The organism is Acidobacteriota bacterium, assembly GCA_016712445.1.
GTDB lineage: Bacteria > Pseudomonadota > Alphaproteobacteria > Caulobacterales > Hyphomonadaceae > Hyphomonas.
Genome location: JADJRB010000001.1, coordinates 1,813,867 through 1,832,205 on the forward strand (window position 1 = coordinate 1,813,867; position 18,339 = coordinate 1,832,205).

Sequence of the window (18,339 nt, forward strand, 5' to 3'; positions counted from 1 at the left end):
AGGGGCCGATATAGGACGCCCCGGGCGGGGCACATAGTCGGTTGGGGCGAAATGGCGCGCACGGTACTGAAATTCGGCGGCACGTCGGTCGGCGACCTGGACCGGATTGCCAACGTTGCGGAAATCGTGGCGGCGCGGGCTGCCAAGGGCGAACGCATGGCCGTGATCGTCTCGGCGATGTCGGGCGAGACCAACAAGCTGGTCGCCCTGGCCGACGGCGCGGCCGGCAAGGATCTGCCGCGGCATCTCTATGACGACGAGTATGACGTGGTCGTGGCGTCCGGCGAGCAGGTGACGGCAGGCTTGCTGGCGCTGGCGCTGCGCCGGCGGGGCCTGAAGGCACGCAGCTGGCTGGGCTGGCAACTGCGCCTGAAGACCGATGACAGCCATGGCCGCGCCAGGATCATGGGGTTTGACGATTCCTCGCTGCCGGACTCGGTGGACGCCGGCGAGATCGCCGTGGTGGCCGGCTTCCAAGGCGTGACCGATGATTTCCGTGTGACCACGCTCGGCCGGGGCGGCTCGGACACGAGCGCCGTGGCAGTCGCGGCCGCGCTCGGCGCCAAGGTGTGCGACATCTATACGGATGTCGACGGCGTCTACACGACCGATCCGCGGATGGTGCCGAAGGCGCGCCGGATCGACAAGATTTCATATGAAGAGATGCTGGAGATGGCTTCGCTCGGCGCCAAGGTGCTGCAGACGCGGTCGGTCGAACTGGCGATGAACCACAATGTTCCGGTCCGGGTGCTGTCGAGCTTCGTGAAGCCCGGCGAGGAATCCCCCGGAACGCTTGTCTGTGCAGAGGAAGAAATCGTGGAAAAGCAGGTTGTCAGCGGCGTTGCCTATTCGCGGGACGAAGCCAAGGTCACGCTCTACGGCGTGCCCGACAAGCCGGGCTCGTCGGCGAAGATCTTCTCGGCGCTGGCCAAGGCCGGCGTCAATGTCGATATGATCGTGCAGGCCAGCTCGCGCGAAGCCTCGAAGGCGAACCTCGTTTTCACCTGCACGGAGCGCGACAGCCCGTTCGCGCAGGAAACCCTCGGCAAGCTGAAGGCCGACGTCGGCTTCGAGCGGCTGGAAGTCGTGCGTGATGTCTCCAAGATTTCGATCATCGGCGTCGGCATGAAGAGCCATACCGGGGTTGCCGAGAAAATGTTCACGGCCCTGTCGGAAAAGGGCATCAACATTGATGTCATCTCAACTTCCGAGATCAAGATTTCCGTCCTGATCGCCGCGCCCTATACAGAACTGGCCGTCCGGGCCCTTCATACGGCCTTCGGTCTCGACGCGGAATGATCCGCCATCCCATCCGGGAGATCATGCCTTACAATATGCCGGCCACCCGTGTGCTCATGAACAACCTTCGCCAGGTGATGGCGGAGGACGGGGACACACGTTCGCGGCTGGATCACGTGGTGCGCCTCATCGCGACGACGATGGTCGCCGACGTGTGCTCGATCTACCAGCGCGAGCCAGGCGGCGCGCTGCTGCTGATCGCCACCGAAGGCCTGAAGCCGGAAGCGGTCGGCAAGACGCGGCTTGAGGCGCACGAAGGCCTCGTCGGCTTCGTGGCCCGAACGGCCGAGCCGATCGCGATCGAGGATGCGCCGCGCCATCCGTCGTTTTCCTACCGTCCGGAGACGGGGGAGGACCCGTTCCACGCTTTCCTCGGCGTGCCGATCCTGCGCACCGGCGGAGTGACCGGCGTGCTGGTCGTGCAGAACCAGACCGAGCGGACTTACCGCGAGGAAGAAGTCGACACGCTGCAGACCATCGCGATGGTGCTGGCGGAGATTGTCCATACCCTGACGCTGCAGCCGGCGCAGCAGGCCAGCAGCGACCGGCGGTCGCGTGCGGCGGCCGGGGGGAATCTCAAGGGCCGCATCTTCTGCGAGGGGCTGGGATATGGCCGTGCGCTGCTGCACGATCCGGTCGTGCCGGCAGCGAAGTTCTTTGCGGCGGACCAGGCGGCCGAAGCCGACCGGCTGAACACCGGCCTCAAGGACCTGCGGGCCTCGATCGACCGGATGATGCTGATCGACGGCGCCGCGCTCGGCGAGGACCCGCGCGACGTGATGGAAGCCTACCGGCTGCTGGCTTATGACACGTCCTGGGCCGAGAAACTGCATGAAGGCATCCGGTCCGGCCTTTCGGCGGAAGCTTCGGTCGACCGCGCGCGGCGCGAACACCGGGCACGGATGCAGAGTGCGCGCGATCCCTACCTGCGCGAGCGGCTGCACGACCTTGAAGACCTCGACAACCGGCTGCTGCGCGTGCTCGGCGGGGAAGAGGGCAAGCCGAAGGAAGCCGGCGAGCAAAGCATCCTCGTGGCGCGCCGGCTGGGTCCGGCGGAACTGCTGGAATATGCGCAGGCCGGCCTGAAGGGCATCCTGATGGAGGAAGCGGCGGCTTCCTCGCACGCGGCGATCGTGGCGCGGGCGCTGGGCATCCCGGCGATCGGCGGTATCGACAACGTTACCACCATGATCGAGCAGGGCGACTATCTCATCGTCGATGCGGAAGATGGCAGCGTTCATATCCGCCCGGACGATGTGGTCTATGACGCCTACAAGGCGCGGGTCGGGCTGCGGTCCGAGCGGCAGGCGGCATATGCCAAGCTGAAGGGCCTGCCGGCGAAAACGCTGGACGGCACGACCGTCGCGCTGATGCTGAACGCGGGTCTCGACCTCGATCTCGACATGCTGGACCAGGCCGGGGCCGACGGTGTGGGCCTGTTCCGGACCGAGTTCCAGTTCCTTGTTTCCGAAACCTTGCCGCCGCTGGATGACCAGATCGCGCTTTACAAGCGGGTGCTGGACAGGGCTGCCGGGCGGCCGGTCGTGTTCCGGACGCTGGATCTCGGCGGGGACAAGGTGCTGCCGGCGCTGAACCTGCAGCGCGAGGAGAACCCGGCGCTCGGCTGGCGGTCGATCCGCTTTGCGCTCGACCAGAAAGGCCTGTTCCGGCGCCAGCTGAGAGCGCTCGTGCGGGCGGCTGGCGAAGGACCGCTGACGGTGATGTTCCCGATGGTGACGGTGCCGGAGGAATACCGGCAGGCGAAGGCGCTGCTGCTGAGCGAAGTCGCCTGGACCGCCGAAAAGACCGGCAAGCAGCCCTCGAAGCTGGAAGTCGGCGTGATGCTGGAAACCCCGGCGCTGGGCTTCTCGATGCAGGACCTGGCGGGCGAGGTAGACTTCCTGTCGGTTGGCACCAACGACCTGTTGCAGTTCTTCTTCGCGGCCGACCGGATGACGCCGTCGGTCAGTGAACGCTACGATCTCGTCAGCCCGGCGGCGCTGCGCTACCTGAAAATGGTGGCAGAAGTCTGCAAGGCGCAGGGCACGCGCCTGTCGGTCTGCGGCGAGGCGACCGCGTCGCCGCCCGTGGCGCTGTGTTTTGCGGCGCTCGGCTATACCAGCCTGTCGATGGCGGCCTCTGCCATCGGACCGGTCAAGCAGGCCCTGCGCACGGTCGACCTCAACGCCTTCCGGACCCGGCTTTTTGCCTGCATGGACAAACCGAACGGTTCGTTCCGTAACCAAGTGTTAGCACTTGCGGCGGAGCATGGGATCGACACCGCCGACAGCTAAAGCGAGTTGCGGCGGTCGCGGGCCGGTCTTACGTAGGGTTTGGACCGGAACTTGCCCCGATTTCATTTGGTGGCATCTTTGGTCAGTGAGACTGGTAGACTATGGCACAACATGTTTCGCCTGAGCCGGAAAACGGACAACCCGAGAAAGAGACGCGGGTGGAAGATAACGGAACGAACCGTTCGAATGTAATGCCGATCTCGCCAGAGGCGGCAAAACAGCTCGATGCCTATGGGCGCCGGGACCGGGCCGATGCGATCTTCCGTTCGGGCGAATATGAAGGCGAAGCGCTCCGCATGGGGCAGGTGCTGCGCCGGGTCCGCGAGGCTCTTCAGCTTGACCTCGGTGACATCGCCCGGGAGTCTCGCATCCGCGAGAACTTCCTGATGGCCATCGAGCGGATGGAACTGCAGACCATCGCCAAGGGCTATCTCGTGCCCTACCTGATCGCCTATTCGAAATTTCTCGGCCTGCCGGAACAGGAGGTCGTCCAGCGCTACACCAAGGAGTGCGGCGCGGTCGACGAAGTGAAGACCTCGGCGCCGGTGCCGAAAATCGGCCAGATCCAGAAGACCAAGAGCCGGTTACCGATCCTGGCGGCGGCGCTCGGCGCGGTGCTGGTGTTCGTGGCCGGCGGTGTGACCGTCGCCCTGATGATGAGCAAAGGGCCGGAAGAGGTCGTCTCGCCCAGCGTCGTGGCCGTCAGCGGCGCGCGCGACAGCCTGTTTGCCGATGTCGGAACGGTGAAAGCCGCGCCGGCCGACCTGCCGCTGGAAATCGTGGCGGTGCGCCAGGCCTGGCTGGAAGTGCGCGGCGCCGATGGCACCATCTTCCTCAGTCGCACTATGGCCGAGGGCGAGAATTACTTCCCGCGCCTGAAGGCGGGCTGGACCGTTTCGGCCCGCAATGGCGGCGCGTTCGAATGGCGCGTCGGCGACGTGGTCGTGGGCCCGCTCGGCCCGGACGGAGCGCAGGTCTTCTCGATGAGCGTAGATGACCAGCTGGCCCATGCCGCTGAAATGGCTGCCCCGACCGTGGCCGAAACGGCTGCGGCAAACGGCAACGCCACGCGCTGAACCCTTTACGCGGGGGCGCGGGGGCGCCACATGAGGGCGGAACACCAGCCGCGAGGGCGCCTGACGCCATGAGCCACAATCCGATCCGCCCCTGGCGCAACATCGACCGGCGCAAATCCCGCCAGATCCGCGTCGGCAATGTGCTGATCGGCGGGGATGCACCGATTGCGGTGCAGACCATGACCAACACGCCGACCGAGGACGCGGACGCCACCATCGCGCAGATCCTGCGGGCGGCGGAAGCCGGCGCCGATATCGTGCGCGTCTCTTGCCCGACGCCGGAATCGACGGCGGCGATGAAGGCGATCTGCAAGGCGAGCCCGGTGCCGATCGTCGCGGACATCCATTTCCATTATAAGCGCGGGATCGAGGCGGCAGATGCCGGCGCTGCGTGCCTGCGGATCAATCCGGGCAATATCGGGTCTGAGGCGCGGGTGAAGGAAGTCGTTGCGGCGGCGCGGGCGAACGGATGTTCGATGCGCATCGGCGTGAATGGTGGCAGCCTCGAGCGCCACCTGCTGGAGAAGTATGGCGAGCCGTGTCCGGATGCGATGGTGGAAAGCGCGCTGGACCATGCGCGCATCCTCGATGACCTCGGCTTCCACGAGTACAAGATCTCGGTGAAAGCCTCCGACATGTTCATGACGGTGGCGGCCTACCAGTTGCTGGCGGAGGCGACCGACGCGCCGCTGCATCTCGGCATCACGGAGGCGGGCGGCCTGCGCACCGGCACCGTCAAGTCGTCCATCGGCATGGGCTCGCTGCTCTGGGCCGGCATTGGCGACACGATCCGCGTGTCGCTGTCGGCCGACCCGGTTGAGGAAGTGAAGGTCGGCTACGAGATGCTGAAGTCGCTCGGCCTGCGCACGCGGGGCGTCAACATCATCGCGTGCCCGTCCTGCGCGCGGCAGGGTTTCGACGTGATCACGACGGTCGACACGCTGGAGAAGCGGCTGGCGCATATTTCCGAACCGATCTCGCTGTCGATCATTGGCTGCGTGGTCAACGGTCCCGGCGAGGCAGCGATGACCGATCTCGGGTTCACCGGCGGCGGCAAGGAAAGCGGCAAGATGTTCGTGAACGGACGGGCTGACCACAACGTGTCGAACGCCGACATGGTCGAGCATATCGTCCAGCTGGTCGAGGAAAAGGCTGCGCGGATGAAGGCGCAGCGCGAGGCCGAGCAAGTTCCTGCGGAATAGGCGTCAGGCCGGGCCGCAGGTGCTGGCCGGCATTAGAGCGGCGGCAGCATCATACAGGCCCTGCGTGGGCGCTAGACGCCTGATCAAGGCAAGGGCTTCGGGCTTTTCAAGGGTGACGAGATCGGCGCCCTCCGGCACGGCGACCTCCTGTCCGTCGAGGGCCACGACGAGGGTTCGCACCCCGGCCGCGCCCGGCAGACGGGCGTCCAGCGAGCCGGCGTAGACATTGTCCGTGTCCGCATCAAACACCGAGAGCGAGCCATATTCCGGCCAGGTCGGAACGGCGATCGTGACGGGGCCTTGCGACACGTCGATCAGGCAGATCGCGTAGGCGAGATCCGGCGACGGGCGCACGATGGTCTGGGTTTGCGGCGTGACGCGCGGGTTCATGCGCCATTGGTGGAGTTCGACACCGGCGCCGCCCATGCGGTCACGCGCCTTCGACATGATCTTGCCGGGCAGGGCGCCGAGCAACAGAAAGTGGACGGCGAGGAAACCGGCGAGGAACGCGCCAAGGCCGATGAAGGGTATGCGCATCAGCCGGCCTCCCCGCAGGACAGTTTCTCGATCACCGGAGGCTTGAGCACGGTTTCCGGCGCTTCAATCAGTTCTGCGGTGGGCTTGTAGAGGCGCAGCGTCAGGTCGAACTGTCCGGCATTGCGGCTCGATACCCAGCCGCCCTTGGCGGGCGAAGCGGCGATGGTGAAAGACCAGCCGTCCGCAGAGCCGGCGGCGGCTGCATCCGTCTGGTCATAGGAAAGGGCATTGTCGGTATTGTCCGGCAGGAAACTCTCGGCGTTGTAGAGGGTGACGGACCACCATTGGGCGGGCAGGGCGCCGCCCGAGACGCGGTAGGTGCAGGCTTCCTCGAGGCGCGCGCCGGCGGAATCGGTGTTGCGGGTGAAATAGACGGCTTCGGCCTTGGTGAGGGCAAGCAGGCCGTGGCGCGCGACTCGGGCCCGGGTCCAGGGATTGGCCGCGGACGACCCGATGGTCCAGTCGCTGTGCCAGCCGCTGGCATTTATCTGGCCCCCGAAAGCAGCGCCCGGGCCAAGCATGCCGGCGGCGTAGAGCGCCGCGGCAAGGCCGCAAAGGCCGCCAAGGACAAGACCGACGAGGGCGCTGACAAGCTTCATGGCTACACGCTATCGTGAGCCGCAGAAGACGCAAGACGCCCCGAACGGGGCTGGGCGCGGCGGCCAGAACCCGTTAGCACTGGGCCGCAGCGAGGAAGCGGGCGAACACGATGATCTTGCGGGTATTGAAATGGACAGGCCTGACCTTGCTGGCGGGCTTCATGCTGCTGATCGCGTCCAGCTGCACCATGCTGGGGCTGAATTATGCGAGCCTCGAGACCGACAACAAACCGGCGCCGGTGCCCGAACTTGACATCGACCGCCTGATGACGCCCGAGGGCCGCGCCGAGGCGATGCAGGTGCTGGAGGACACGCTCTACGGCCCGTGGCCCGAGGGGCTCAAGGTGTCGGCGGGCGACTGGCGCATCATCAATCCGGATTTCCTGGGCGGACGCGGCTCGCTGGAGGAGATTGATGTGACGATCGGCGACGGGCCGGGCGCGCGGACCTTCCAGCTGGTGGCGGCGTTCCCGGCGGCGGCGATGGCCAATCCGCTGGTGATCAGCCAGACGTTCAGTTCGAATTGCGCGTCGTTCCCCGGTGAGGCGGTGACCAGCGAGGATGGTGATCCGTGTACGGCGCGGGAGATCGGGCCGATGGCGAATTTCCTCATCACGAACCTGTTCGGCGAGTATATCGCCGAGGTGCCGGTCGACCGGTATTTCGATGCGGGCTTCGTGTATGCGAGCTTCCATGCCGGCGACTTCATTCCCGACAGCGCTGGGCGCGCGCCGCAGGCGATGGCGAACCTCGGCGGCGACGTGAACCCGACCAGCACGCTGATGGCCTGGGCCTTCGCCTTCTCGGCGGCGATGGATGTGCTGGAGCATGATCCGCGTGTCGATACCTCGCACACGTCGGTGATGGGACATTCGCGGCACGGCAAGTCAGCCTTGCTGGCGACGGCGTGGGATCCGCGCATTGAGGCGGTGGTGGCGCACCAGTCCGGATTTGCCGGCGCGTCGCTGTCTCGGTCCGGTTCGGGTGAGACGCTGGCGCGGATGGCAAAGACCTATCCGCACTGGCTGGCGCCCGGCGCGCAGAAATATGCCGTCAATCCGTCACTGCTGCCGTATGACCAGCACCTCCTGCTCGCCCTGGTCGCGCCGCGTCACCTGTTCCTCGGCAATGGACGCCGGGATGTCTGGTCCGATCCCAATTCGAGCTACCGGGCTGCCAAGGCGGCGAGCGCGATGTGGGAGGCTTACGGTGTGGAAGGCCTCGACGGGGAGGGGATGCGCAGCTTTGACCCGTCCGCAGGGATCAGCTGGTGGCTGCGGCCCGGCGGGCACGGCATCGTCGAGGAAGACATCGACGCCTTCATCCGGTTCCTCGAGGTGCGCGGCGCGCCGGCCTCGGCGGCGCTCGAAGGCGAGTTGCAAGCCACGGGCACCTCCCGATAGACCTTTCCCGGCAACAATCAGTTGGGAGGCTGAGCCATGACGATCGACGTGAATTTCCTGAAGCCCGTGCTGGCGCTGGTCCTGTGGACCTGCGTGATGTGGGTCTGGATGTATGCCCTGCGCCTGCCGGCGTTCGCGAAGGCGGGGATCAACCCGGACGATGCGCGCCATCCCGGCACGTATGGCGACAAGCTGCCGGCGCATGTGCGATCTGCGGCCGACAACTACAATCACCTGCACGAGCAGCCGGTGATCTTCTACGCCCTGATGTTCTTCATGGCGCTGACCGGGGGCAACGACAACGTGGCGGGGCTGGTGGCCTGGATCTATGTTGGGCTGCGGGTGCTCCACTCGATCGTGCAGGTGGTGATCGGCAAAGTGGCGCTGCGTTTCCTCGTTTTCGCGGCCGCATCGTTCTGCCTCTTCTTCCTCGCCGGCAAGGAAGCGCTGCGCGTGCTCGCGATGCCACCGCTGAACTGAGGCTTCCAAGCGGCGTAAAACCGGATTAAAGGGCGGCCATGGCCTCCCTCTCCCTGACACGCCTCCAGCAGGTGATCGACCGGTACGAGGAGGTCGAGGCCCGAATGGGCGCGACCTCCGACTCCAAGGAAATCATCACCCTGTCCAAGGAGCATTCCGAGCTTCGCCCGATCGTGGCGAAGGCGCGCGAACTGATGTCCGCCCGGCGGGGGCTGGACGAGGCGCTGGCACTGGCTTCATCCGGGGATGCCGAGATGGCCGACCTGGCGCAGATGGAGGTCGACGACCTGAAGGCGCGCCTGCCGGTGCTCGAACAGGAAATGCAGATCCTCCTCCTGCCCAAGGATGTCGATGACGCCGCCAACGTGGTGCTTGAGGTGCGCGCCGGCACAGGCGGCGACGAGGCCGCGCTGTTCGCGGGCGACCTCTACCGCATGTACATGCGCTACGCGCAGCTGAACGGCTGGAAGGTGGAGATCGTCGACGTCTCCGAAGGCGAAGCGGGGGGCTACAAGGAGATCATCGCGAACGTGTCGGGCGACGGCGTGTTCGGACGGATGAAATGGGAGAGCGGCGTGCACCGGGTGCAGCGTGTGCCGGCGACCGAGACGCAGGGGCGCATCCACACCTCCGCGGCGACGGTGGCCGTGTTGCCCGCGCCGGACAATATCGAGATCGACATCAAGGCCGAAGACATCCGTATCGATACAATGCGCGCTTCCGGCGCTGGCGGCCAGCACGTCAACAAGACAGACTCGGCGGTGCGCATCACGCACTTTCCGTCCGGCATCGTGGTGACGAGCTCCGAGAAATCGCAGCACGTGAACCGCGAGAAGGCGATGGACCAGTTGAAGATCCGCCTCTACGAAAAGCTGCGCCACGAGCGCGACAGCGCGCGCGCCGAGGCCCGCGCCAGCATGGTCGGCACGGGCGATCGCAGCCAGAAGGTGCGCACCTACAACTATCCCGAAAACCGCGTGACCGATCACCGGATCGGTCTCACGCTCTACTCGCTCGACCGGATCGTGTCCGGCGACAAGCTGAATGATGTGGTTGAAGCTCTGATCACGGAAGACCAGTCGCGCAAGCTTGCGGCGATGGAGGCGGGCTGAGGAGGCCTTTATGCGGGCACGTCTTGTTTCCCTCGGCGCAGCCCTGCTGCTCGCGGCCTGCGCCAGCGCGCCCGAGGCGGCGCCCGGATTGCGCGTTGATGGAAACCGGATGTTCCTTCCGGTGACGGTCAACGGTACGGCGAGCGAGGCGCTGCTCGATTCCGGCGCGGAAATGTCGCTGATCGACACCCGGCTTGCCGCCGACGCGCGCCTGGCCGCCTTCGGCGCCGACGAAATGAAGGGCAGCGGTGCCGGGACACAGTCCGTGCAGTTTGCCGAAGGCGTCACGATCGAGGCCGCGGGTCAGACCTTGCAGCCCGAAGCCGTTGCCATCCTCGACCTGACGGATATTTCAGAGCGTGTGGTTGGCCAGCCGGTGGCAATGGTGCTCGGGCGAGAACTGTTCGATGCCGGACGGTTCGAACTTGACGTGGCGCGCCGATCGCTGAAGCAGGTCTCGCGCGATATCGAACCGGCCGGCGCCGAGATGCCGCTCACCGACGCAGATGGCATCAAGCAGTTCGAGGTGGAGATCGATGGCCGCAAGGTGATGGCGGATTTCGACCTCGGCAACGGGAACGAGGTATTGTTGAGCCGGCCCTTTGCGCAAGCAGCCGGCCTGCTGGATCCTGCGAGGGTGATCGGCACGAAGGAGGGCGGCGGCATCGGCGGACCGGTCGAGCGCACGATCGTCCGTGTCGGGATGCTGAAGATCGGTGGACGCACGCTGACGGGCGTCACCGCTGCGGTCAATCCGAAGGACGAGGGGGCGCAGGCGAATGTCGGCCTATCCATCCTTCGCGATTTCCGCATGACCATCGATTTCGCACAGAACAAGCTCTGGCTCGAGCCGCTGTGACGGCGCCGACCTTCGACGACCTGCTCCGGGATGCGGCTGCCCGCTTTCGTGAAGCCGGCATTTCGGAACCGCGCCAGAATGCGATGCTGCTGATGCTTGGCGCGTTTGGTGACACGCGCGCGGCGCTGATTTCGGCGGGCGCTTCGCCCGTGCCGAGAGCGGTGCAGGATGTGTTCGAGGCGGGAGTCGCGCGGCGTCTCGCGCGCGAACCGCTGCAGCACATCACGGGCAGTACAGGCTTCTACGGTCTCGAAATCCTGACCGATCCCCGCGCGCTGATCCCGCGGCCGGACAGCGAACTGATTGTCGAGACGGCGCTGGACCTCTTGCCGGAAGGCGAAGCGGTTCGCGTCGCCGATCTCGGGACCGGCACCGGCTGCCTGCTCGCGGCGATCCTGTCCCAGCGTCCGCTGGCGCGCGGGGTCGGTGTCGAGGCAAGCCCGGGCGCGGCGAGCCTCGCCCGGGAGAATTTCGCTGCGCTCGGGCTCACGGCGCGCGCCGACGTGTTCGAGGGAAGCTGGACGGCCTGGACCGGATGGGGCGAGGCGGACCTGATCGTTTCCAACCCGCCTTATATCGCGCGGGCCGAAATCGCCGCGCTCGAGCCGGAAGTGCGGGCGCACGACCCGGCGGCGGCGCTGGACGGCGGCCCGGACGGGCTGGACGCCTACCGCGAGATCATCCGGCTGGCGGCGGCTGGCATGCGACCGGAGGCGCCGCTGGTGCTCGAGATCGGCCATGACCAGCGGGCGGCCGTGCTGGGCATGCTCGCGGCGGAAGGCTTTGCCGATCTGGCACACAGCCTTGATCTGGGAGGGAATGATCGCTGTGTATGGGGCCGCGCGCCGGGCCCGGTTGGCTGATTTTCCGCTTGGCGGGCCGCGCGATACACAGTAGAACAATTTCCAGCGAGGGGCAGTCTGCCGAAGAGGCGGATAATTAACGCTGCCTTCGTTCGGGTTCGGTGGAAACGGCAGCGTCCAATCCCCAATCCCGCCTGCAAGCAAAATGACCATTCGAAACTTGGCTTGCCGGTGACAGCTGGTTTACGAACACAGGACACAAGATCCATATGAAACGCTCACGCGGTCGCAACAGGCGCCCAGGCGGCAATCAGCAGAACGCCTTCAACAACCCGAACCGCCACTTCGAGAGTGTCGGCCCGGACGTGAAGATCCGCGGTTCGGCCCAGCAGGTTCTCGAGAAATACCAGCAATACGCGCGCGATGCGCATACGAGCGGCGACCGGGTGCTGTCGGAAGCCTATTTCCAGTATGCGGAACATTACCAGCGCATCGTGGCCAAGCAGAACGAGGCGCGCAACCAGCAACAGGGCGGGCAGCAACAACAGAACCGCAACGGCAATGGCCCGCGCGATGACCGCGACAATCGCGGCGGCCCGGACCGCGATCCGCGCGGCGGCGGCAATGACGATGCCGCAACGGTGGACAGCGATTCGGGTGAAGCCGAAGTTGTCACCACCGCGCCGGCGCGCCGTAACGATGATGACGACGGCGATTCGCTGCGCGTGATCGACAATGACGATGACCGCGAAGAAGCCGAAGCCAGCGAATCGGCGCCCGCCGAAGCGCGCGGCGATCGTGGCCGGCGCGGCCGCAAGCCCTACCGTCCGCGCGAGGAAGGTGCAGCGCCCCGCGAGGAGCGTGCGCCGCGCGAGGATCGCCCCGCCCGCGAACCGCGCCCGCCGCGCGAGCCGGTCGAGGCCGTTTCGGAGACAGACGGCGTGATGAAGACGCTCGCCCGCGGACGGCGCAAGTCGGCCCCGGAAGAGGGCACACCCGCCGAGACCACCGATTAGGTAGTTTTCCTGCGACGCAGTGATAGCGCCCCGCCCTCACCGGCGGGGCGTTTCATTTGCGCAAGGTAACTTGCGCGCGGGCGGCCGCCTCCCCAAATCCGTTGCAACATGAGGGCTGCCGCTGAGCGGGGCCCGGTCCATCACATCCATCTGCCTTTCAAAGGGGAGACACACATGAATATCGAACAGTACACAGAACGTGCGCGCAGCCTGATCCAGGCGGCGCAGACACAGGCGCTCGCCGGCGGCCACCAGGTGCTGACGCCTGCCCACATACTGAAGGCCCTTTTTGACGACCGCGACCAGCTGGCCGCGAACCTTGTCCGCGCGAGCGGCGGGCGGCCGGAGCTGGCGGTGCAGGGCGTCGATGCGGCGCTGGCGAAATTGCCGAAGGTTTCCGGCGCCGGGGCAGGCGGCCTGCGGCTTGAACAGGCGGGCGCGAAACTTTTCCAGGAGGCTGAAGCGGGCGCCAAGAAAGCTGGCGACGCCTTCGTGACCGTCGAGCGGCTGCTGCTGGCGATTGCCGGCCTTTCGGGCGATCCCGCGGCCGAAGCGCTGAAGAATGCCGGGGTGACCCCGAAATCGCTCGAAGGCGCCATCGCGCAGCTGCGCCAGGGCCGCACCGCCGACAGCCAGAATGCCGAGGAAGGCTATGAGGCCCTGAAGAAATATGCGCGCGACCTGACCAAGGATGCGCGGGAAGGCAAGCTTGATCCGGTCATCGGCCGCGACGAGGAAATCCGCCGCGCAATCCAGGTGCTGTCGCGCCGTTCGAAGAACAACCCCGTGCTGATCGGCGAGCCCGGCGTCGGCAAGACGGCGATTGCCGAGGGCCTCGCGCTGCGCATCGTCAACGGCGACGTGCCGGAAAGCCTGAAGGGCAAGCGCCTGCTCGCGCTCGACATGGGCGCCTTGATTGCGGGCGCGAAATTCCGCGGCGAGTTCGAGGAGCGGCTGAAAGCCGTCCTGACCGAAGTCACGCAGGCCGAAGGCGGCGTCATCCTGTTCATCGACGAGATGCACACGCTGGTCGGCGCCGGCAAATCCGAAGGCGCGATGGATGCGTCGAACCTTCTGAAGCCGGCCCTTGCACGCGGCGAACTCCACTGCGTTGGCGCAACCACGCTGGACGAGTACCGCAAGCATGTGGAAGGCGACCCGGCGCTCGCCCGGCGGTTCATGGCGGTCTATGTCGATGAGCCGACAGTCGAAGACACGATCTCGATCCTCCGTGGCCTGAAGGGCCGCTACGAGGCGCACCACGGCGTGCGGATCTCGGATGCGGCGATCGTCTCGGCCGCGGGCCTGTCGAACCGCTACATCACGGACCGTTTCCTGCCGGACAAGGCCATCGACCTGATGGACGAGGCTGCCGCACGCCTGCGCATGCAGGTCGACTCGAAACCGGAAGAACTCGACGAGATCGACCGGCGCCTCCTGCAGCTTCGCATCGAGGCGGAAGCCCTGAAGAAGGAGAAGGACGCCGCGTCGCAGGACCGGCTGAAGAACCTTGAGGGCGAAATTGCCGAACTGGATACGCGCTCGCGTGAACTCTCGACCGCCTGGGGCGCCGAGAAGGACAAGCTGAAAGGCGCGGCCTCGGCGAAGGAAAAGCTCGACCGGGCTTACTCCGACATGGCCGAAGCGCAGCGCCAGGGCGACCTCGCGAAGGCGTCCGAGCTGAAGTTCTCGACCATCCCGCAACTGGAAAAGTTGATCGCCGAAGTCGAAGGCAAGGGCGACGCCGATGGCGGTCTCGTCTCCGAAGTTGTCCGGCCTGAGCATATCGCGGCGGTTGTCTCCAAGTGGACCGGCATCCCGGTCGACAAGATGATGGAAGGCGAGCGCGACAAGCTGCTGCGGATGGAAGAGTCGCTGATGAAGCGCGTGGTCGGGCAGGATGATGCCTTGCTGGCTGTCTCGAACGCGGTGCGCCGCGCGCGGGCAGGTCTGCAGGATCCGAACCGTCCGATCGGCTCGTTCCTGTTCGTCGGCCCGACCGGTGTCGGCAAGACGGAGCTGACCAAGGCGCTCGCTGAATTCATGTTTGACGACGACACCGCCATCCTGCGGCTCGACATGTCGGAGTTTTCCGAGAAGCATTCGGTCGCCCGCCTGATCGGCGCGCCTCCGGGCTATGTCGGCTATGATGAGGGCGGTGTACTGACGGAATCGATCCGGCGCCGGCCCTACCAGGTCGTGCTGTTCGACGAGGTCGAGAAGGCGCATCCGGATCTATTCAACACGCTGTTGCAGGTGCTGGATGATGGCCGCCTCACGGACGGACAGGGGCGTACGGTCGACTTCAAGAACACGATCATCATCATGACGTCGAACCTGGGCGCGGATGCGCTGGCGAGCGGCGAGGAAGGCGACGTGTCTGAATCGGTGCGCGAACACGTGATGTCAGCCATCCGCCGGCATTTCCGTCCGGAGTTCATCAACCGGATCGACGAGATCGTCTTCTTCAAACGGCTCGGCCGCGGCGAGATCGACCATATCGTGGATATTCAGATGGGCCGCCTCGAAGGCTTGCTCCGTGACCGGAAGATGAAGCTCGACCTTACGCTGGCAGCACGCAACTGGCTGGCTGCCCGCGGGTACGATCCGGTCTACGGCGCGCGCCCGCTCAAGCGGGTGATCCAGAAGGAGCTGCAGGATCCGCTCGCGCGGCTGCTGCTGGAAGGGCGCATCCTCGACGGCGAGACGATCCATGTCGGCGTCGAGGGCGACGCGCTGTCGATCAACGGCGTGCCGAATTCGTTTGCCAAGGGCAAGTCGGCCTTGAACTGATCCCTTTGTTCAAGGAAGGCGAGCAGGCGGGCGGGCAGCAATGTCCGCCCGCTGTTCTGCCAGCTGGATTTCCTCACGCGCGGCGCCGCGGACTGCGTCGATGGCATCGCGCTGCACCTTGAAGGCTGCGAAGAGCGACGCGTTGCGGGAGAGATCGCGTCCCGTAGGCAGTTCCAGCGTCATCGGGTTCACATAGCTGCCATTGCGCAGCACTTCGTAGTGAAGGTGGGCGCCGGTGCTGGAGCCGGTCGAGCCGACATAGCCGATCACATCGCCGCGCATCACGGTGCGCCCGGGCGTCAGGCCGTCGGCGAAGGCCGACATGTGGGCATACACCGTCTCGAAGCCGCGTTCATGCTGTATGCGGACGAACCAGCCATAGCCGTCGCCCCAGCGCATGTCGGTGATAAGGCCGGATCCTGCGGCGCGGATCGGCGTGCCGACCGGCGCGCGGAAGTCGACGCCAGCATGCAGCAGCATGTCGCCGGTGATCGGGTGGATGCGGTTGCCGAATCCAGAGCTGATCTCGGCGCCGCGGACGGGATCGCGCACCAGGAATTCGTCGCCGGCTACGCCGTTGCGGTTGAAGAATTCCGGCATGCCGGAATCCTCGGGCGTGAAACGGTACCAGCTGCCTGCGGCTTTCTGGCCGTTGAAGGCGGCGAACACGAGATCGCCGGCTTCGAGGAAATTGCCGCGCTCGTCGGCGATCATCTCGATCACGACATCGAACCGCTCGCCCTTGCGGCCGCCATGGGCGAGCTCGGGGTCTTCCGGGAACAGGCTGGCGAATGTCTCTGCGTGGCCGCGCGTGCCGCCTTCGGCGTGAATGGCGTCCGCGAGGTTGGTGTCGATGACGCCGGAAATGCGATGCAGCGCCGTCGTGGTCTTCGCTGCCAGGAGGCTCGCGAAGAAGGTGCCATCCTCGCGGCGCGTGGCGGCGAGGGTGGTTTTCGGATCGATCCGTATGCTGACCCCGGCGAGGATAGGCGGCTGTTCACCCGTCGAATCGTCAAAATAGGCGATGAAGTTGGAGCCGGGCCGCAGGCGTGCGTTCCGCGTCGGCGCGGCCTCGCGCAGGGCGGCTGCGGCAGCCGAAGCATCGGCGGCCGAGGCGCCCAGCACTTCCAGCGCATCGGCGGTCGCGACGTTGGCCGTGATCCGCCCGGTGCGTGCCGACGTCACATCGGCCGGGGCATCCATGCGGAAATCGGTCACGGCGAATGCGGATGACCCGGAGTCCGGCGAAGGCTCTGCCCGCACCATCAGGAACAGGCCGGCCATCACGGCGATCACGGCTAGCGCGCCGAAGCGCTCAAGCCACCGGTAGGGCGACTCGAGGCGGCGCACGGCGGCGGGGGTCTGCGGCTTTTGCTGGGCCATGCATTAACCTCGTTGCGTGAAGACCAGGCCTTCAAGCACGGGCTGAGCAAGTTCGGGGCCAGATTCCCCTCACTGGCGAGGGCACTGGGGATTCTCGCGCTGCAGGCGCGGTTCTACGGCGTGGTCGGGGCCGCAACGTCAGAGTTTGATACAAGCAGGGCCGGGGTGATTTCGGCGCCTTCGGCGGCCCGCAGCGCGTCAACCTTGGCCTTGTAGGCCATGAATTCGGCGAGCATGGCCGGGTCTTCGGTCAGCTTGCGGCCGTTGGGCAGCTTCAGCGACATGACGTTGACCGGCTCGCCCTTGACGTAGACTTCGTAGTGCAGGTGCGGCCCGGTTGAGGCGCCGGTCGAGCCGACATAGCCGATGATGTCGCCCTGCTTCACCTTCTTGCCGGCCTTTATGCCCTTGCCGTAGCGCGAGAGGTGGGCGTAGGCGGTCTGGTAGCCGCCGGAATGCTTGATTTTCACGTAATTGCCATAGCCGCCATAGCGGCTGGCGCGCTCGACCGTGCCGTTGCCGGCGGCGTAGACCGGGGTGCCGGTCGGGGCGGCAAAGTCGGTGCCCTTGTGCAGCTTGGTATAGCCGGAAATCGGGTGCTTGCGCTTGCCGAAGCTGGACGAGATGCGCGCGCCGTTGATCGGCGTCTTCATCAGGAACTTGGTCGCGCTTTCGCCCTTCTCGTCGAAATAGTCGGCGACGTCGTCGTCCGAAGGCGTGAAGCGATAAAAGCCGCGCTTCAGGGCCTTGCCGTTCAGCGCTGCGTAAAGCACTTCGCCATTGCGCACGCGGTTGCCGCGCTCGTCATAGGCGGTTTCGAACAGGATTTCGAAGCGGTCGCCCGGATAGATCTCGCGCTGGAAGTCGATGTCGTAGGCGAAGGCAGCGGCGAAATCGGCGACCTGCTGGTCTTCGGCGCCGAGCGCGAGGGCGGCGGAATAAATCGACGTGTCGATCTCTGCCTCGACGCGTTTATAGCCGGGCGTGAGCTTGGCGTAGAGCGGCGTGGCAGACCAGCCGTCCTCACCGTTGCGGGTGATCAGAAGGCTGCTGTCGGCGCCGGCGCGCACGGAGACGGCCGAGAGTTCGGCGCCGTCGAACCAGGCTTCCGCCTGTGTCTTGCCGGGCAGGAGGCGGCGGCTGTCGAGGATGTCGGAACCGTTGAGCGTGTGAAGGGCAGCGTTGGCATCGCGCGCATCGGCGCCGAGCCGGGTGAGCAGACCGGTGAGGGTTTCGTTGCGTTCAAGCTTTCCGGAGACGTGCTGCAGCGGGTTTTCGTCCACGACATCCCATGCCGAGACGAGGCGGGCGGCGAGCGGAATGGGGGTGGCTGCGCTCGCGGTTTCGACGAACGGAACGTTGCTGCGGCCCGCCATCACCAGGCCGGCAATGGCCGAGGCGCTGCCGAGCACGCCCAGCACGATCAGGCTTTTCACGCCTTGCGACAGGCCCGTTTTCGCGGCGGCGGCGCCGGCTTCGGGTT

Annotated in this window: 15 protein-coding genes; 11 read left to right on the top strand and 4 right to left on the bottom strand. The window is 66.0% G+C overall.

Annotation, left to right across the window (positions count from 1 at the left end; translation table 11 throughout):
* Positions 1 to 51 precede the first annotated feature (51 nt).
* From IPK75_09245 to ispG, 4 genes are all read left to right on the top strand, one after another.
* On the top strand, positions 52 to 1,299 hold the full coding sequence (locus tag IPK75_09245) for an aspartate kinase (GenBank protein MBK8198543.1): 1,248 nt from the start codon (positions 52 to 54) through the stop codon (positions 1,297 to 1,299).
* 23 nt (positions 1,300 to 1,322) lie between these two features.
* Complete coding sequence (gene ptsP / locus IPK75_09250) at positions 1,323 to 3,593, top strand: phosphoenolpyruvate--protein phosphotransferase (protein MBK8198544.1); 2,271 nt, start codon at positions 1,323 to 1,325, stop codon at positions 3,591 to 3,593.
* 191 nt (positions 3,594 to 3,784) lie between these two features.
* Complete coding sequence (locus IPK75_09255; GenBank protein MBK8198545.1) at positions 3,785 to 4,669, top strand: DUF4115 domain-containing protein; 885 nt, start codon at positions 3,785 to 3,787, stop codon at positions 4,667 to 4,669.
* A 68-nt stretch (positions 4,670 to 4,737) separates the two neighbouring features.
* Positions 4,738 to 5,871 carry a flavodoxin-dependent (E)-4-hydroxy-3-methylbut-2-enyl-diphosphate synthase gene (ispG, locus tag IPK75_09260; protein ID MBK8198546.1) on the top strand — a complete coding sequence of 378 codons (1,134 nt, stop codon included), beginning with the start codon at positions 4,738 to 4,740 and terminating at the stop codon, positions 5,869 to 5,871.
* Positions 5,872 to 5,874: 3 nt separating this feature from the next.
* On the opposite strand, the gene IPK75_09265 is transcribed toward ispG, so the two are convergent.
* Positions 5,875 to 6,408, bottom strand: a complete 534-nt coding sequence (locus IPK75_09265; protein MBK8198547.1) for a DUF1254 domain-containing protein — start codon at positions 6,406 to 6,408, stop codon at positions 5,875 to 5,877.
* A complete protein-coding gene (locus tag IPK75_09270; protein ID MBK8198548.1) occupies positions 6,408 to 7,007 on the bottom strand; it encodes a DUF1214 domain-containing protein in 600 nt (199 codons plus the stop codon). The genes IPK75_09265 and IPK75_09270 overlap by 1 nt, the downstream gene beginning before the upstream one ends.
* 110 nt (positions 7,008 to 7,117) lie before the next feature.
* On the opposite strand from IPK75_09270, the gene IPK75_09275 reads away from it, so the two are divergent.
* From IPK75_09275 to clpB, 7 genes are all read left to right on the top strand, one after another.
* The gene (locus tag IPK75_09275) at positions 7,118 to 8,410 is read left to right on the top strand and encodes a hypothetical protein (GenBank protein ID MBK8198549.1); all 1,293 of its coding nucleotides are present in this window, start codon (positions 7,118 to 7,120) and stop codon (positions 8,408 to 8,410) included.
* 36 nt (positions 8,411 to 8,446) lie between these two features.
* A complete protein-coding gene (locus tag IPK75_09280) occupies positions 8,447 to 8,890 on the top strand; it encodes an MAPEG family protein (GenBank protein MBK8198550.1) in 444 nt (147 codons plus the stop codon).
* A 38-nt stretch (positions 8,891 to 8,928) separates the two neighbouring features.
* The gene (gene prfA, locus IPK75_09285; protein ID MBK8198551.1) at positions 8,929 to 10,002 is read left to right on the top strand and encodes a peptide chain release factor 1; all 1,074 of its coding nucleotides are present in this window, start codon (positions 8,929 to 8,931) and stop codon (positions 10,000 to 10,002) included.
* Positions 10,003 to 10,012: 10 nt separating this feature from the next.
* A complete protein-coding gene (locus IPK75_09290) occupies positions 10,013 to 10,861 on the top strand; it encodes an aspartyl protease family protein (GenBank protein MBK8198552.1) in 849 nt (282 codons plus the stop codon).
* Positions 10,858 to 11,724, top strand: coding sequence for a peptide chain release factor N(5)-glutamine methyltransferase (gene prmC, locus IPK75_09295; GenBank protein MBK8198553.1), 867 nt, complete (start codon positions 10,858 to 10,860; stop codon positions 11,722 to 11,724). The genes IPK75_09290 and prmC overlap by 4 nt, the downstream gene beginning before the upstream one ends.
* Before the next feature lie 209 nt (positions 11,725 to 11,933).
* Positions 11,934 to 12,680, top strand: a complete 747-nt coding sequence (locus IPK75_09300) for a DUF4167 domain-containing protein (GenBank protein MBK8198554.1) — start codon at positions 11,934 to 11,936, stop codon at positions 12,678 to 12,680.
* Between the two features lie 174 nt (positions 12,681 to 12,854).
* Positions 12,855 to 15,473 (top strand): ATP-dependent chaperone ClpB, encoded by a 2,619-nt coding sequence (clpB, locus tag IPK75_09305; protein ID MBK8198555.1) that lies wholly within the window; start codon positions 12,855 to 12,857, stop codon positions 15,471 to 15,473.
* A gap of 9 nt (positions 15,474 to 15,482) precedes the next feature.
* Here clpB and IPK75_09310 read toward each other — a convergent pair whose 3' ends face one another.
* Both IPK75_09310 and IPK75_09315 read right to left on the bottom strand, forming a co-directional pair.
* Positions 15,483 to 16,856, bottom strand: a complete 1,374-nt coding sequence (locus IPK75_09310; GenBank protein ID MBK8198556.1) for a M23 family metallopeptidase — start codon at positions 16,854 to 16,856, stop codon at positions 15,483 to 15,485.
* Between the two features lie 113 nt (positions 16,857 to 16,969).
* Positions 16,970 to 18,232, bottom strand: coding sequence for a M23 family metallopeptidase (locus IPK75_09315; GenBank protein ID MBK8198557.1), 1,263 nt, complete (start codon positions 18,230 to 18,232; stop codon positions 16,970 to 16,972).
* Positions 18,233 to 18,339 lie beyond the last annotated feature (107 nt).